Origin of the sequence: Luteimicrobium xylanilyticum (assembly GCF_009429125.1) — a bacterium.
Classification (GTDB): Bacteria; Actinomycetota; Actinomycetes; order Actinomycetales; family Cellulomonadaceae; genus Luteimicrobium; species Luteimicrobium xylanilyticum.
Genome location: NZ_CP045529.1, coordinates 2,990,331 through 3,004,363 on the forward strand (window position 1 = coordinate 2,990,331; position 14,033 = coordinate 3,004,363).

Sequence of the window (14,033 nt, forward strand, 5' to 3'; positions counted from 1 at the left end):
TGACCAAGATCTCGCGGTCATCCCGAAGAAACCTTGTCGTAACTCTTGTGCGGGGCGCCTCCTCCGGGGAGACTTGATTTCAGAGTCAACAACCCCCGCAGAACCCAGAAGCGAGTTCGCCCGGACGTTCGACACGACGCACCTTCCGCGTCACCCGCACCAAGCCCCCTCTGGCTTTGCTCTGTCGCGCCCACCGGTCTGCTCGCCGAGGGATCTCCCCCGCCCACAAGGAGCGTGAGATGGACTGGCGTCACCGTGCCGCATGCCTCGACGAGGACCCGGAGCTCTTCTTCCCGATCGGCAACACCGGTCCGGCCCTGCTGCAGATCGAGGAGGCCAAGGCCGTCTGCCGCCGGTGCGAGGTCGTCGACACCTGCCTGAAGTGGGCGCTCGAGTCGGGTCAGGACGCGGGCGTCTGGGGCGGCATGTCGGAGGACGAGCGCCGCGCGCTCAAGCGCCGCACCGCGCGCGCCCGCCGCGCCGGCTGACACCACCACGTTGGACGAAGGCCGTCACCCCTCGGGGGTGGCGGCCTTCGTCACGTCCGGGCCCGACGGCGCCGGCCCAGCTCACTTGCCGCCGACGCGCAGGCGGACCTCCAGCTCGACCACGGTTCCGCCGCCCTCGCGGTCCTTCCACGTGATGGTCCCACCGAGCTCGTTCGAGACGAGCGTGTTGACGATCTGCGTGCCGAGCCCGGACATGGGTCCCTTGCCGTCGACGAGGCCCACGCCGTCGTCGCGCACCACGACCTTGAGCGAGCGCTCCGAGCGCTCCGCGACGATCTCGACGGTGCCCGTCGGGCGCCCGGGGAACCCGTGCTCGACGGCGTTCGTCACCAGCTCCGTCAGCACCAGCGCGAGCGGGGTCGCGTCCTGCGCCGGGACGAGCCCGAAGCCGCCCTCCCGCACCGTGCGCACGTGCGTGTCGGCGGACGCGACGTCGGCCGCGAGACGCAGCGCGCGCGACACCATGTCGTCGAACTCGACCTCCTCGTCGAGCGTCTGCGACAGGCTCTCGTGGACCATCGCGATCGTCGCGACGCGCCGCATGGCCTCCTCGAGCGCCTCGCGTGCCTCGGGCACGTCCATGCGCCGGGCCTGCAGCCGCAGCAGCGCCGCCACGGTCTGGAGGTTGTTCTTCACGCGGTGGTGGATCTCGCGGATCGTCGCGTCCTTGGTGATGAGGTCCCGCTCGCGTCGTCGCAGCTCGGTGACGTCCCGGCACAGCAGCACCGCGCCGATGCGCTGGCCGTGCTCGGTGAGCGGCAGCGCCCGCAGGGAGAGCATGACGCCGCGGGCCTCGATCTCGGTCCGCCACGGCGCGCGGCCCATGACCACGAGCGGCATCGCCTCGTCGACCGTCGACTTCGGCTGGTGCTCGATGAGGTCCGTGGTGATCTCGATGAGGGCCCGCCCGACGAGCGGCCCGATCACGCCGAGCCGGTGGAAGCAGCTCAGCGCGTTGGGGCTCGCGTAGAGCACCTCGCCCTCGGAGTTCAGCCGCAGGAGGCCGTCGCCGACGCGCGGGGCGCCGCGCCGCTGCCCGGTCGCCGCCCCGGGTGACGGGAACTCGCCGCGCGCGATCATCGCGACGATGTCGTCGGCGGCCTCGACGTAGTTGAGCTCGAGCCGGCTGGGCGTGCGGCCCGAGCCGAGGTTCGTCTGCCGGGCCAGGACGGCGATGGCGCGCCCGTCGTGGACGACCGGGATCGCCTCCTCCCGGACCGCGTAGGCGCCCAGCCAGCGCGGTTCGCGGGCCCGGTGGATCTCGCGCGTCGTGAGGGCCTTGGTGAGCTGAGGGAGCTGACCCTCGGGAGGGCGCGTCCCGACGACGTCGTCGTAGTGCACGGTCGCCCCGGTGGAGGGCCGGGCCTGGGCGATCGCCTCGAACGAGCCGTCCCGCGTCGGCACCCACAGCACGAGGTCGGCGAACGCGAGGTCGGACACGACCTGCCAGTCCCCCACGAGCAGGTGCAACCACTCGGCGTCGGCGGGGGTGAGATCCACGTCGGAGGTGATGAGGTCGCTCATGGCAGGCACGACCCCAGCCTACGCACGCGAGCGCGCGCGAGATCCCACCACCCGCACGAGTGGCGGTCACGGCGCGACGGGGGATCGCGGTCCGGTGTGTCGGGGATAACGATTCGGACTCATCCTGACCTTGCGCAGCTCCGTGACCAGCACTTTTGCTCCCGCCCCCGATCGCGGGCCGGCCACCGCAGGGGTCGGGCGCTTGACAGGAAGCGGGGTTCGGCACGACGGTTGGTCCTCGGATGGAAGCGCTCCCACCCTCCGCGGTGGTAGCGCTCCCAACCCGATCTGAACAACCCATCGACAAGGGAGTCACCGTGCTGACGCACCGTCCGTCACGCTCCGCCCGCCGCCTCGTCGTGGCCGGAGTCTCTGTTGCCGCCCTGGCGCTCACGCTGACCGCGTGCAGCTCCGGCAGCGGCTCGACCTCCGCGAAGACGCAGGACCCGAACGAGAAGATCACTCTCACGATCGCGACGTTCAACAACTTCGGCTACACCCAGGACCTCCTGGACGAGTACACGAAGTCGCACCCGAACGTGACCGTCAAGCAGGAGATCGCCGCGACCTCCGACGACGCGAAGAAGAACTTCACCACCAAGCTGGCCGCCGGCGGTGCCGGCCTCGCCGACGTGCAGGCCGCCGACGTCGACTGGATGCCGACCGTGCTCCAGTACGCGGACAAGTTCACCGACCTGTCAGACCCCGCGCTCAAGGACCGCTGGCTCGACTGGAAGACCAAGCAGGCCACGACGTCCGACGGCAAGCTCCTCGGCTACGGCACCGACATCGGGCCCGAGGCCATCTGCTACCGCCAGGACCTGTTCAAGAAGTACGGCCTTCCGTCCTCCCCTGACGAGGTCGCGAAGCTCCTCGGCGGCAAGGACGCCACCTGGGACAAGTACTTCCAGGTCGGCGAGGACTTCGTGAAGAAGTCCGGCGGCAAGGTCGCCTGGTACGACAGCCCCGACGGCACGTACCAGGCCATGGTCGGCCAGATCGCCAACCCGTACGAGAACTCGGACGGCACGCCCAAGGACCTCGCGACGAACACCGACATCAAGGCGCTCTTCGAGAAGGTCGCGACCGAGTCGAAGGACAAGGGCCTCTCGGCGCACCACCAGGAGTGGACGGACGACTGGAGCAAGTCCTTCCAGAACGACGGGTTCGCGACCATGGCCTGCCCGCCGTGGATGACGTCCAACATCAAGGACAACTCGGGCGGCGTCACCGGCTGGAACATCGCCAACGTCTTCCCCGGCGGCGGCGGCAACTGGGGCGGCTCGTTCCTGGTCGTCCCGGCGAGCGGCAAGCACACCGCCGCCGCGAAGGAGTTCGCTGCCTGGCTCACCGCCCCTGAGCAGCAGGAGTCCGCGTACAAGAACGCGAACAACTACCCGAGCCAGATCGAGGCCGAGAAGTCCGACACGGTCGCGAACTCCGTCAACAAGTTCTTCAACAACGCTCCCGTCGGGAAGATCAACGCCGACCGGGCGGCGGCGGTGACCGTGACCCCGTTCAAGGGCCCGAACTACTTCACGATCAACAAGGCCGTCACGGACGCCCTCGTCGCGTATGACGTCCAGGGCAAGGGCAGCGTCGAGAGCAACTGGAACGCGGCAGTCGACGCGTACAAGGCGCTCGGCCTCGGCTGACGCACCTCGCACGCCGCGGGGCCCGGGCCGGCGCACGCCGGCCCGGGCCCCAGCCCCGTCACCCATACGCCCAGAGGAAGAACCCATGACCGCCCTGACCACCGCACCCACGCCGCCGCGCGTCGGGCCGCCCGAGAAGCGGCGCCGGCGGGTCGGCTTCTCCCAGCGCCTGAGCCGCTGGGACGTGAAGGTCTCGCCGTACCTGTACGTCTCGCCCTTCTTCATCATCTTCGCGATCACCGGCCTCTTCCCGCTGCTCTACACGGGCTGGGTCTCGCTGCACCACTGGACGCTCATCGGCGGTGACGCCGGCTACATCGGCCTCGACAACTTCACGGCCGTCTTCCAGCAGAGCGAGTTCTGGCTCTCGCTGCGCAACACCTTCATGATCTTCGTGCTGTCGAGCGTCCCGCAGGTCATCATCGCGATCGTCCTGGCAGCGATCCTCAACCAGAACATCCGCGCCAAGACGTTCTGGCGCATGGGCGTGCTGATCCCCTACATCGTCGCGCCCGTCGCGGTCGGCCTGATCTTCGGCCAGCTCTTCGCCGACCAGTACGGCGTGATCAACACGGCGCTCCACGCGATCGGTCTGCCGAAGATCGGCTGGCACAGCAACACCTTCGCGAGCTGGTCCGCGATCGCGACCATGGTGAACTTCCGCTGGGTCGGCTACAACACGCTGATCTTCCTCGCGGCCATGCAGGCCGTGCCGCACGACCTCTACGAGGCAGCCGTGATCGACGGCGCCGGTCGGATGCGCCAGTTCTTCTCGATCACGCTCCCGCAGATCCGCGCCACGATCATCTTCGTCGTCATCACCTCGACCATCGGCGGCCTGCAGATCTTCGACGAGCCCCGCACGTTCGACGTCTACGGCACCGGCGGCCCGAGCCACCAGTGGGAGACCACGACGATGTACCTGTGGAACCTCGGCTGGGGGCCCCAGCAGAACCTGGGCCGCGCCGCCGCCGTCGCCTGGCTGCTGTTCGTCGTCATCGTGATCTTCGCCCTCGTCAACTACTTCGTGTCGTCACGGATCTCCACCTCCGAGAACCGCGGCGGCAAGCCCGCCAAGCGGCGCAGCACCGCCCGGAAGGGGGCCACCCGATGAGCTCCGTCCCCATGACCGCCCAGACCGCCGGCAAGGGAGCCGCCCGCGCAGCAGCGCGGCGCCAGGGCAACGGCGGGTTCGGATCGAACCGGCGCCCGCGCTGGCTCACCTACACCATCCTCGGCATCGTCGTGCTGGTGTCGATCGCGCCGCTCTACTACACGCTGCTCCTCGGCTCCTCGGACCAGACGACCATCTCCCAGCACGTCATCCCGCAGTGGCTGCCGGACGCGATCATCTTCGACCGGTTCCGCGCCGTCATCGACAACGGGTCGTTCGACTTCATGCGGGCCCTGTCGAACTCGGTCATCATCTCGGTCGTCACATCCCTGTCCGTCGTGCTGTTCTCGACGCTCGCCGGCTTCTCGTTCGCGAAGCTCCGGTTCAAGGGCCGACGCGGCCTGCTCGTCTTCGTCATCGCGACGACGGCCGTCCCGACCCAGCTCGGCGTCATCCCGCTCTGGATCATCGTCTCGGACCTCGGCTGGCAGAACCAGATCCAGGCCGTCATCGTCCCGGCCCTCGTGTCCGCGTTCGGCGTGTTCTGGATGACCCAGTACCTCGAGTCGGCGCTTCCCTACGAGCTCATCGAGGCGGCCCGCGTCGACGGTGCGTCGATGATCCGCACGTTCTGGTCGGTGGCCCTGCCCGCGGCCCGGCCCGCGGCCGCCATGCTGGCGCTCTTCACCTTCATCCAGCAGTGGACGAACTTCTTCTGGCCGTCGATCGTGCTCTCCCAGGACAACGCCACCCTTCCGGTCGTCGTCAAGCTCCTGCAGGGCAGCTTCCACACCGACTACTCGCTGGTCATGGCGGGCGTGTTCCTCACGACCGCGCCGCTGATCATCGTGTTCATCCTCGCCGGGCGCCAGCTCGTGGCCGGCATCATGCAAGGAGCCGTCAAGGGATGACCCCCAGGCCTACGACCACCCACCCGCTCGCCACGGCCCCCGCGCCCGGCGTGCCGCTCGCGGAGGCGACCCCTCCCGACGCGACCGTGCGGATGCCCGACGGGTTCCTGTGGGGCGCGGCGACCGCCGCCTACCAGATCGAGGGCGCCGCCCACCTCGACGGGCGCACCGACTCGATCTGGGACGCGTTCGCCCGCGTCCCCGGGGCGGTCGTGGCCGGCGACGACGGCGAGGTCGCGTGCGACCACTACCACCGCTACGCCGACGACGTCGCCCTGATGGCCGGGCTCGGCCTGGGCACGTACCGGTTCTCGACGTCGTGGTCGCGCGTGCGGCCCGACGGCGGGCCGGTCAACGCCAAGGGCCTCGACTTCTACTCGCGGCTCGTCGACGAGCTCCTCTCCCACGAGATCCTCCCCTGGGTCACGCTGTACCACTGGGACCTCCCCCAGGCCCTCGAGGAGCACGGCGGCTGGACCAACCGCGACACGGCCTACCGGTTCGCCGAGTACGCCGCCGACGTGCACGACGCGCTCGGCGACCGGGTCGGGGTGTGGACGACGCTCAACGAGCCGTGGTGCTCGTCGTTCCTCAGCTACACGGCGGGCGCGCACGCCCCCGGGCGCCGCTCCCGCGAGGCCGGCCTCGCCGCCGCGCACCACCTCATGCTCGGCCACGGGCTCGCGACGGCCGAGCTGCGCCGTCGGGCACCGAGCGCGAACCTCGGGATCACGCTCAACCTGACGGTCGCCGACCCGGTCGACCCCTCGGACGAGCGCGACCGCGACGCGGCCCGCCGGATCGACGCGCAGTTCAACCGGGTGTTCCTCGACCCGATCCTGCGCGGCGCGTACCCCGCCGACCTCCTGACCGACCTCGCGGAGGTCGGGCTGGACGGGGTCGTCGACGACGTCGTGCACGACGGCGACCTGGCCGTGGTCTCGACGCCGATCGACACGCTCGGCGTGAACTACTACCACGGTGAGGCCGTCTCCTACCGGGCCCCGGAGCGCGAGCTGCACGGCAGCGCCCCCGTCCCGCGCCCGACGTCGTCCCCGTACCCGGCCGCCGACGGCGTGCACGTGCACCCACGCCCCCTCCCCGTCACGGACCAGGACTGGGAGGTGCAGCCCGAGGGGCTCACGCGGGTGCTGACCCGGGTCCACGAGGAGTACACGGGCGAGCGCGGCATCGCGCTCTTCGTGACGGAGAACGGCGCTGCCTACGACGACGTCGTCGGCGCGGACGGCTCGGTCGACGACCAGGACCGGCTCGCGTTCGTGGACCTGCATCTGCGGGCCATCCACGACGCGATCACCGCGGGCGCCGACGTGCGCGGGTACTTCGCGTGGTCCCTGCTCGACAACTACGAGTGGGCGTGGGGCTACTCCAAGCGGTTCGGCGTCGTCCGGGTCGACTACGAGACCCAGGAGCGCACGGTCAAGGCGTCGGGCCGGTGGTACGCGGACGTCGCCCGCGGCAACGTGATCCCTCCGCTGCCCGCCGCGAGCCTTGCCGCCCTGGACTTCCCGTCCGACACGCAGGAGTGACACCGGTTGTTCCCGGGACTCGGACGACGGGATGATGCACGGATGAGCATCGACCGCCAGAGCACGGCACCGACCCTCGACGAGGTCGCGCAGGCCGCGGGTGTGTCGCGCTCGACCGCGTCGCGCGCCATCAACGGCGGCGACCGTGTCTCCCCCGAGGCCCAGGCGGCCGTGGACGCCGCCGTCGCCCGGCTCGGCTACACGCCGAACCGGGCGGCGCGGTCCCTCGTGACCCGGCGCACCGGCTCGGTCGCGCTCGTCATCCCCGAGCCCGACGGGCGCGTGCTCGCCGACCCGTTCCTCGCGGGCACGCTGCGCGGCGTCGGGCACGCGCTCGACGCCACCGACCTGCAGCTCGTGCTGCTCATCGCCCGTCCCGGCGAGCACGCGGGCCGGATCGCCCGCTACCTCAAGGGCGGGCACGTCGACGGCGCGATCATCGCCTCTCACCACCAGGGCGACGAGCTCGAGAACGCGATCCTCGCCGCGCACCTCCCCGCCGTCTTCATCGGCCGTCCCGCCGTCGAGGCCGAGTCCCTCGTCTACGTCGACGTGGACAACGTCGCCGCCGCCCGGCGCGCCACGCAGCGCCTCGTCGACGCCGGCCGCACCCGCATCGCCACGATCGCAGGGCCGCTCGACATGTCCGTCGGCCACGACCGGCTCGAGGGCTGGCGCGCTGCGCTCGTCCACGCCGGGCTCGACGTCAAGGCGAGCGCCGACGGCGACTTCACCCTCACCGGCGGCGCCATCGCCATGCAGCGCCTGCTCGACGACCACCCCGACCTCGACGCCGTCTTCGCCGCCTCCGACCTCATGGCGCAGGGCGCGTTGCGCGTGCTCCAGTCGGCCGGACGCACCGTGCCGGGAGACGTGTCCGTGATCGGCTTCGACGACCTCGGCGTCGCCGCGGCCACGACCCCACCGCTGACCACGCTGCGCAACCCCGTCGAGCAGATGGCGCGCACCGCGACGAACGTGCTGCTCGACGAGCTCGAGGGACGCGGCCGCGCAACCCGGCCGATCCTGTACCCCGCCGAGCTCGTCGAGCGCGCGTCGGTCTGAACCGTGCCGCCGTCCGGAGCGAGCCCGAGACCGACCGCCGACCGCGGACGGCCGCCCGGCTCGTACGGGATCGACGCCCCGTGGGTCCCGTTCTTGTGGTTCGGGCTCACGCTCCTGTTCCTCGTCGGCGGGATCGTCGCGGCCGTCGCGGCGACCCGCGCGACGCACGTCGGCGCCGGGCTCGTCGTCTGGCTCCTCTACACCTGGGTCGGGTGCGTCGTCTGGGCCGTCGGCGGCTGGCTCTACCTGCGCGCGAGCCGGCGCGGCAAGCACGAGGTGTGGGCCGAGGCGCTCGACGAGCTCGACCTGCGCGGCGACGAGCGGGCACTCGACCTGGGCTGCGGGCGGGGTGCCGTCACCGTCGCGCTCGCGTCGCGCCTGCCGCACGGGACCGTCGACGGCGTCGACCTGTGGCGGTCGGTCGACCAGTCCGGCAACGACCCGTCGGCGACCCGCCGCAACCTCGCAACGAACGGCATCCCCGAGGCCCTGCCCGACTCCGACCCCGTCGGCCGGCCCGCGGGCACGGTCGCCCTGCACACCGCGGACATGACGCGGCTCCCGTTCCACGACCACACGTTCGACCTGGTCACCGCGAGCCTCGCGATCCACAACGTCCCGACGGCGCAGGGCCGGGCCGACGCCGTCCGGGAGGCCCTGCGCGTCCTGCGGCCCGGGGGCCGGCTGGTCGTCGTCGACATCTCGCGGGTGCGGGAGTACGCGGCCGTCGCGGCGGCCGCGGGGGCGCGCGTCGAGACGGACCGCGGGCTCGGGTGGCGGCTGTGGTGGTCCGGACCGTGGATGGCGACGCGGCTGCTCGTCGTCCGGCGCTGACGCTCGCGAAGCCCCCTGCGCGTGTCGGACGGCGTCCGTAGGATGCCGGGATGGTCGACGCGCTGACTCGCCACGACGTCCTCGCCCTCCGCTGGCAGACCCAGGGACTCGACGCCCTGCCCGGCTCTGTGTGCGACCTCGACGACCTTGCCGTCCTCGACCTCGGCGTCCAGGACACGGGTGGCGACGGCGCCCTCTGGTCCCTCGTCACCCGCGGGCTCACCCTCGCGGACGACGAACCGTGGGCGGGCCTCTCCCTCGCCTGGACGCTCCGGGGGGCTCCGCACGCCTACCGCCGGCGCGACCTCGCCGCCGTCGCCGTCGCCACGGCCCCGTTCTCCCCCGAGGACGCCGCGAAGCGCGTGTACGACGCCGCCAAGCCGCTGCGGGAGGCCGGCATCCCGGTGCTCGACTCGCTCCACGAGATCGCCGACCTCGAGCGGGAGATCGTCGGCGAGCCCACCGTGAAGGGCGAGCTGTCGACGCGACTCACCGAGCGGCTGAGGCCGGAGCAGGTCCGCTGGTGCGCGCCGTGCAACGCGACGCACTCGTGGGAGATGCCCTTCCGGCTCGCGGCGCTCCAGGGTGGCCTCGAGCTCGAACCCGGGACGTCCCCGCCCGTCCTGCGGCGCGCGCCCGGCCTCGAGCCACCCGCGTTCGCACGCCCGGGGACCGACGCCGAGCCGCAGTTCGACGTCGTCCGTGCCTACCTGCGGTTCTTCGGACCCGCGACGGCGCGCGAGGTCGCGGCCTACCTCGACGCGCCTGCGCGCGACGTCGAGGCGCACTGGCCCGAGGACGCCGTCGAGGTGACGGTGAGCGACGTCGAGCCCACGCGGCTGCGGGGCAAGCCCGAGCCGCGGTGGACCCTCTCCCCGGACCCGGCACCGACGGGCACCGGCGGGTCGCACGACGCGGTCCACCTCCTCGGCCCGTACGACCCGTACCTCCAGCTCCGCGACCGTGGCACCCTCGTGCCCGACGCCGCCGCCCGGAAGGACCTGTGGCGCGCGCTCGGGCGCCCGGGGGCCATCGCCTCGGACGGCGAGGTGCTCGGGACCTGGCGGCCACGGACCTCGGGCAAGCGGCTGACCGTGCGCGTCGAGCCCTGGGCCCCGCTCGGCGACCGGACGTGGTCGGCAGTCCAGGAAGCGGCCGAGCGGTTGGCCGCGTTCCGCGGCGTCACGCTCGCCGGCGTCGACCAGGGCTGAGCTGCCGGGCTCTCGGCACCGTCCGCCGACGGTCGCGGACCAGCCCCCTCAGCGGGGCTGCACGTGGCCGTACCGGTGCCGGGCCCGGCTCACCGCCTGCTCGCGGACCACCGCGAGGAGCTCGCGCTCACCGCTCGCGACCACCGGATGATCGAGCACCGTCACGAAGCCCGCTCTCCGGGCGGCGGCCTCGCGCAGGCCGGGTGCCTGCCCGACGACGCGCACCCGCCCCGTCACCTCGCCCGCCGCGACCCGCGCCGCGAACCCCTCGTGGCCCTCGGGCGCGCCCGGGGCGGCGGCACCCGGCGCCGCGCTCACCACGGCCGGAACGCCGGCGGTGCGCGCCGCGTGCAGCACGCGCCGCACCTCCACGTCACGCGCTCCCTCGCCGACCCGCACGGTCAGGACGTCGACGGGGCGGTAGCGCAGGCTGTTCTCCTCGGCGCGCAGGTCGGACGGGTCGTGCGCGCGCGAGAACACGGCGTCCCATGCGCGGCGGTCGTCCGCCTCCGCCCAGGCGAGCCACGCCGCGGGGTCCTCCTCGCGCGAGGGGACGGGGCCGTCGTCGGGCGCGAGCGCGTCGCGCCACGCCCCGAGCTGCGCGACGTAGTGCGGGCCGCCCGCCTTGGCGCCCGGACCCACGACGCTCGCCTTCCAGCCGCCGAACGGCTGACGCCGGACGATCGCGCCCGTGATGTGACGGTTCACGTAGACGTTGCCGGCCTCGACGCGGTCGAGCCAGTGGTCGATCTCGTCCTCGTCGAGCGAGTGGATCCCCGCGGTCAGCCCGAAGTCGACGGCGTTCTGCAGGTCGATCGCCTCGTCGAGGGTCTCGGCCGTCAGCACACCCAGGACCGGGCCGAAGCACTCCGTCCGGTGGAACCACGAGCCCGGAGCGACGCCCTCCTTGAGGCCCGGCGTCCACAGGCGGTCGTCGTCGAGGGGGCGGGGCCGCACGAGCCAGCGCTCGCCCGGGTCGAGCGTCGTGAGCGCGCGCAGCAGCTTGCCCTCGGCCGGTTCGGTGAGGGGCCCCATGACCGCGCCCGGGTCCGTCGGGAGCCCGACTGCGAGCGAGCCCACGGCGTCGACGAGCTGACGCCGCAGCCGCGCGCCCGTCGGGGTACGGCGGTCCCCCGCTGCTCCCACCAGGATGACGAGCGAGGCCGCGGAGCACTTCTGTCCGGCGTGCCCGAAGGCGGACCGCACGATGTCGGCGACCGCCAGGTCCGGATCCGCCGCAGGCGTCACGACGAGCGCGTTCTTGCCGGACGTCTCCGCGAGCACCTCGCGCTCCGGGCGCCACGACGCGAACAGGCGCGCGGTCTCGATCGAGCCCGTCAGCACCACGCGCTCGACGTCCGGGTGGGTGACGAGCCGCCGCCCGGGCGCGTCCTCGCCCTCGCCGTCGGCGACGCGCACCAGCTGGACCACGTCGGGGTCGGCCCCGCACTCCGCGAGCGCCGCCCGGATCGCGTCGACGACGACCTCGAAGCACCGCGGCGTCGGGTGGGCGGGCTTCGCGATCACCGGCGAGCCGGCCGCGAGCGCCGCGAGGACGCCCCCCGCCGGGATCGAGACGGGGAAGTTCCAGGGCGGGGTGACGAGCGTGACGCCCCGCGGCTCGAACACGGCACCGGGGACCGCCTCGGGGTGGGCCGGGTCGAGGCGTTCGGCGGAGCCCGCGTACCAGGCGGCGAAGTCGACGGCCTCGCTGACCTCCGGGTCGGCCTCGGCGACCGTCTTGCCGGGCTCGTGGACCATCGCGGCGACGAGGTCGGCGCGCGCCGCCTCGAGGTGCCGGGCCGCCGCACGGAGCACGCGCGCCCGCACGGACGGTGCGGTCCCCGCCCAGCCGGGCGCGAGGCGGGCGGCACGGGCCACGACCTCGTCGACCTGCGCCGTCGTCGTCAGGGGGACGGTGCGCGGGGCGCCGGCCTCGGCCGGGTCGCGCGAGACGATCTCGGCCGCCCACGCGCGGGACGCCGCGACGGCGGGGTCGGTGTCGGGCGCGTTCTCGAACGTGTCGGAGGCTCCGGGGGCCCCACCCTCGCCCGGCTCTGACGGCTCTGCCGGCTCGGGTGTGGGGCGGGGGCGACGGCGTGGGGTGAGGTCGTCCGGGACCGTGGCGGCGGCCCGCCCGACGGCGGAGCGGAAGGCCCGCTCCTGGCTGGCGATCCCCCTGTCCGCGCCGCCCGTCGGTGCGTCGTCGCCCGCGAACATCGCGTGCAGGAAGTTCTCCGGTGCGGCGTTCTCGTCGAGCCGGCGGACGAGATAGGAGATCGCGACGTCGAAGTCCTCGTCCCGCACGACGGGCGTGTACAGGACGACCCGCCCTCCATGTACGCTGCCGGGCTGCCTGTCGCGCGCGACCTCGTCGCGGACCGCCCGCGCCTCGGCGGGTGCCATGCCCTGCAGCATCTCGACGTCGAGCGCCTCGGTGACCCCACGCTCACGGGCGAGCCCCACGGCGTACGCGACGTGGAAGAGGTTGTGGCTCGCGCAGCCGATCCTGACCCCGAGCGTGCGCGCCGGGTCGAGCGCGCGCACCAGGAGCCGGACGTAGTTCGCGTCGGTCTCTCCCTTGCTGTCGTAGGGCGCGGGCGCCCAGTCGTGCAGCTCGGCCTCGACGTGCTCCATCGCGAGGTTCGCGCCCTTGACGAGCCGCACCTTGATCGGAGCCCCGCCCCGTTCGACGCGGCGCAGCGCGAAGGCCGTGAGCTCGTCCAGCGCGGCGACGGCATCGGGCAGGTACGCCTGCAGGACGATCCCCGCCTCGTACCCGAGCAGCTCGTCACGCCCCAGCAGGTCCTCGAACACGGCGACCGTGAGCGCGAGGTCGCGGTACTCCTCCATGTCGAGGTTGACGAACGTCCCGGAGTCGCGCGCCGCCCGGAACAGGGGCAGCAGCCGCTCGACGACGCGCTCGCGCGACCCGTCGAGGTCCCAGGTGACGAGCTGCGCCGCGACCGACGACACCTTGACCGACACGTAGTCGACCGACGGGCGGCGCACGAGCTCGACGGTGCGGTCGAGCCGGGCGCGTGCCTCCTCGTCGCCGAGCACGGCCTCGCCGAGCAGGTTGACGTTGAGCCCGAAGCCCTGCGCGCGGGTCCGGGCGAGGTGCTCGTCGAGGCCAGGGCCGGCATCGGCCACGAGGTGGCCGACGAGCTGGCGCAGCCGGCGCCGGGCCGCGGGCACGACGACGCGCGGCGCGGTGGGCGCGAGCCGCGCCCCCGCCTGCAGCAGCAACCGGTCGACGGGACCGAGGAAGCTCGAGCCGTGCTCCCCGACGCCCGACGCCAGCCCGCCCAGGCGGGCGAGCCCACGCGCCGCGACGTCGAGATCGAGGGGGCGGGCGACGTCGTCGACGAAGCGCAGCGCGAGCTCGAGGCCCGCCGGGTCGGAGACGAGAGCGCCCAGGCGGTCGGCGGTCCGCTGCTCGCGCCGGACGCCACCGCCCGACTCGGCCCGTGCACGGGCGAGCCAGGCACGGGCGCGGCGGACGGCGTCGTCCACGAGGCGGGGGCCGGCTGCGTCGGGGACGGAGGCGGGTGCGGTGGGCGTGGACGAGCGGCCGAGGGTGGGGCCGTCGGGTCCCGCCGCGCGGCCAGGGGTGGGGCCGCCGGAAGGGTGCGTCATGCGCCCAGCGTGCCGCCTCCC

The 14,033-nt window shown here is 73.1% G+C and carries 10 protein-coding genes; 8 read left to right on the top strand and 2 right to left on the bottom strand.

From position 1 onward, the window contains the following. Positions 1–239: 239 nt before the first annotated feature. Positions 240–488, top strand: coding sequence for a WhiB family transcriptional regulator (locus tag KDY119_RS13215; RefSeq protein ID WP_036946793.1), 249 nt, complete (start codon positions 240–242; stop codon positions 486–488). An 81-nt stretch (positions 489–569) separates the two neighbouring features. On the opposite strand, the gene KDY119_RS13220 is transcribed toward KDY119_RS13215, so the two are convergent. Further along, positions 570–2,033 carry a sensor histidine kinase gene (locus tag KDY119_RS13220; RefSeq protein WP_036946795.1) on the bottom strand — a complete coding sequence of 488 codons (1,464 nt, stop codon included), beginning with the start codon at positions 2,031–2,033 and terminating at the stop codon, positions 570–572. 317 nt (positions 2,034–2,350) lie between these two features. Here KDY119_RS13220 and KDY119_RS13225 point away from each other — a divergent pair, with 317 nt between their 5' ends. The 7 genes from KDY119_RS13225 (at position 2,351) to KDY119_RS13255 (ending at position 10,373) form a co-directional block, all read left to right on the top strand. Then, positions 2,351–3,688, top strand: a complete 1,338-nt coding sequence (locus tag KDY119_RS13225; RefSeq protein ID WP_227994340.1) for an ABC transporter substrate-binding protein — start codon at positions 2,351–2,353, stop codon at positions 3,686–3,688. Positions 3,689–3,773: 85 nt separating this feature from the next. Continuing rightward, a complete protein-coding gene (locus tag KDY119_RS13230) occupies positions 3,774–4,802 on the top strand; it encodes a carbohydrate ABC transporter permease (RefSeq protein ID WP_153022423.1) in 1,029 nt (342 codons plus the stop codon). Next, entirely contained in the window at positions 4,799–5,713 is a 915-nt protein-coding gene (locus KDY119_RS13235) for a carbohydrate ABC transporter permease (protein WP_083890729.1), read from the top strand. The genes KDY119_RS13230 and KDY119_RS13235 overlap by 4 nt, the downstream gene beginning before the upstream one ends. Continuing rightward, the gene (locus tag KDY119_RS13240) at positions 5,710–7,263 is read left to right on the top strand and encodes a GH1 family beta-glucosidase (RefSeq protein WP_083890597.1); all 1,554 of its coding nucleotides are present in this window, start codon (positions 5,710–5,712) and stop codon (positions 7,261–7,263) included. Before KDY119_RS13235 ends, KDY119_RS13240 begins: the two co-directional genes overlap by 4 nt. A 42-nt stretch (positions 7,264–7,305) precedes the next feature. Then, entirely contained in the window at positions 7,306–8,328 is a 1,023-nt protein-coding gene (locus KDY119_RS13245) for a LacI family DNA-binding transcriptional regulator (protein WP_036946797.1), read from the top strand. A gap of 3 nt (positions 8,329–8,331) precedes the next feature. Continuing rightward, complete coding sequence (locus tag KDY119_RS13250) at positions 8,332–9,162, top strand: class I SAM-dependent methyltransferase (RefSeq protein WP_036946799.1); 831 nt, start codon at positions 8,332–8,334, stop codon at positions 9,160–9,162. A 50-nt stretch (positions 9,163–9,212) separates the two neighbouring features. Continuing rightward, positions 9,213–10,373 carry a DNA glycosylase AlkZ-like family protein gene (locus KDY119_RS13255; protein WP_036946802.1) on the top strand — a complete coding sequence of 387 codons (1,161 nt, stop codon included), beginning with the start codon at positions 9,213–9,215 and terminating at the stop codon, positions 10,371–10,373. A gap of 48 nt (positions 10,374–10,421) precedes the next feature. On the opposite strand, the gene KDY119_RS13260 is transcribed toward KDY119_RS13255, so the two are convergent. Continuing rightward, positions 10,422–14,012, bottom strand: coding sequence for a bifunctional proline dehydrogenase/L-glutamate gamma-semialdehyde dehydrogenase (locus KDY119_RS13260; RefSeq protein ID WP_153022424.1), 3,591 nt, complete (start codon positions 14,010–14,012; stop codon positions 10,422–10,424). Positions 14,013–14,033 lie beyond the last annotated feature (21 nt).

Excerpts from the sequence above, each read along its gene's own strand:
- KDY119_RS13220 (WP_036946795.1), bottom strand. The coding sequence starts at position 2,033 with ATGAGCGACCTCATCACCTCCGACGTGGATCTCACCCCCGCCGACGCC.
- KDY119_RS13215 (WP_036946793.1), top strand. The coding sequence starts at position 240 with ATGGACTGGCGTCACCGTGCCGCATGCCTCGACGAGGACCCGGAGCTC.
- KDY119_RS13245 (WP_036946797.1), top strand. The coding sequence starts at position 7,306 with ATGAGCATCGACCGCCAGAGCACGGCACCGACCCTCGACGAGGTCGCG.
- KDY119_RS13240 (WP_083890597.1), top strand. The coding sequence starts at position 5,710 with ATGACCCCCAGGCCTACGACCACCCACCCGCTCGCCACGGCCCCCGCG.
- KDY119_RS13255 (WP_036946802.1), top strand. The coding sequence starts at position 9,213 with ATGGTCGACGCGCTGACTCGCCACGACGTCCTCGCCCTCCGCTGGCAG.
- KDY119_RS13230 (WP_153022423.1), top strand. The coding sequence starts at position 3,774 with ATGACCGCCCTGACCACCGCACCCACGCCGCCGCGCGTCGGGCCGCCC.
- KDY119_RS13235 (WP_083890729.1), top strand. The coding sequence starts at position 4,799 with ATGAGCTCCGTCCCCATGACCGCCCAGACCGCCGGCAAGGGAGCCGCC.
- KDY119_RS13260 (WP_153022424.1), bottom strand. The coding sequence starts at position 14,012 with ATGACGCACCCTTCCGGCGGCCCCACCCCTGGCCGCGCGGCGGGACCC.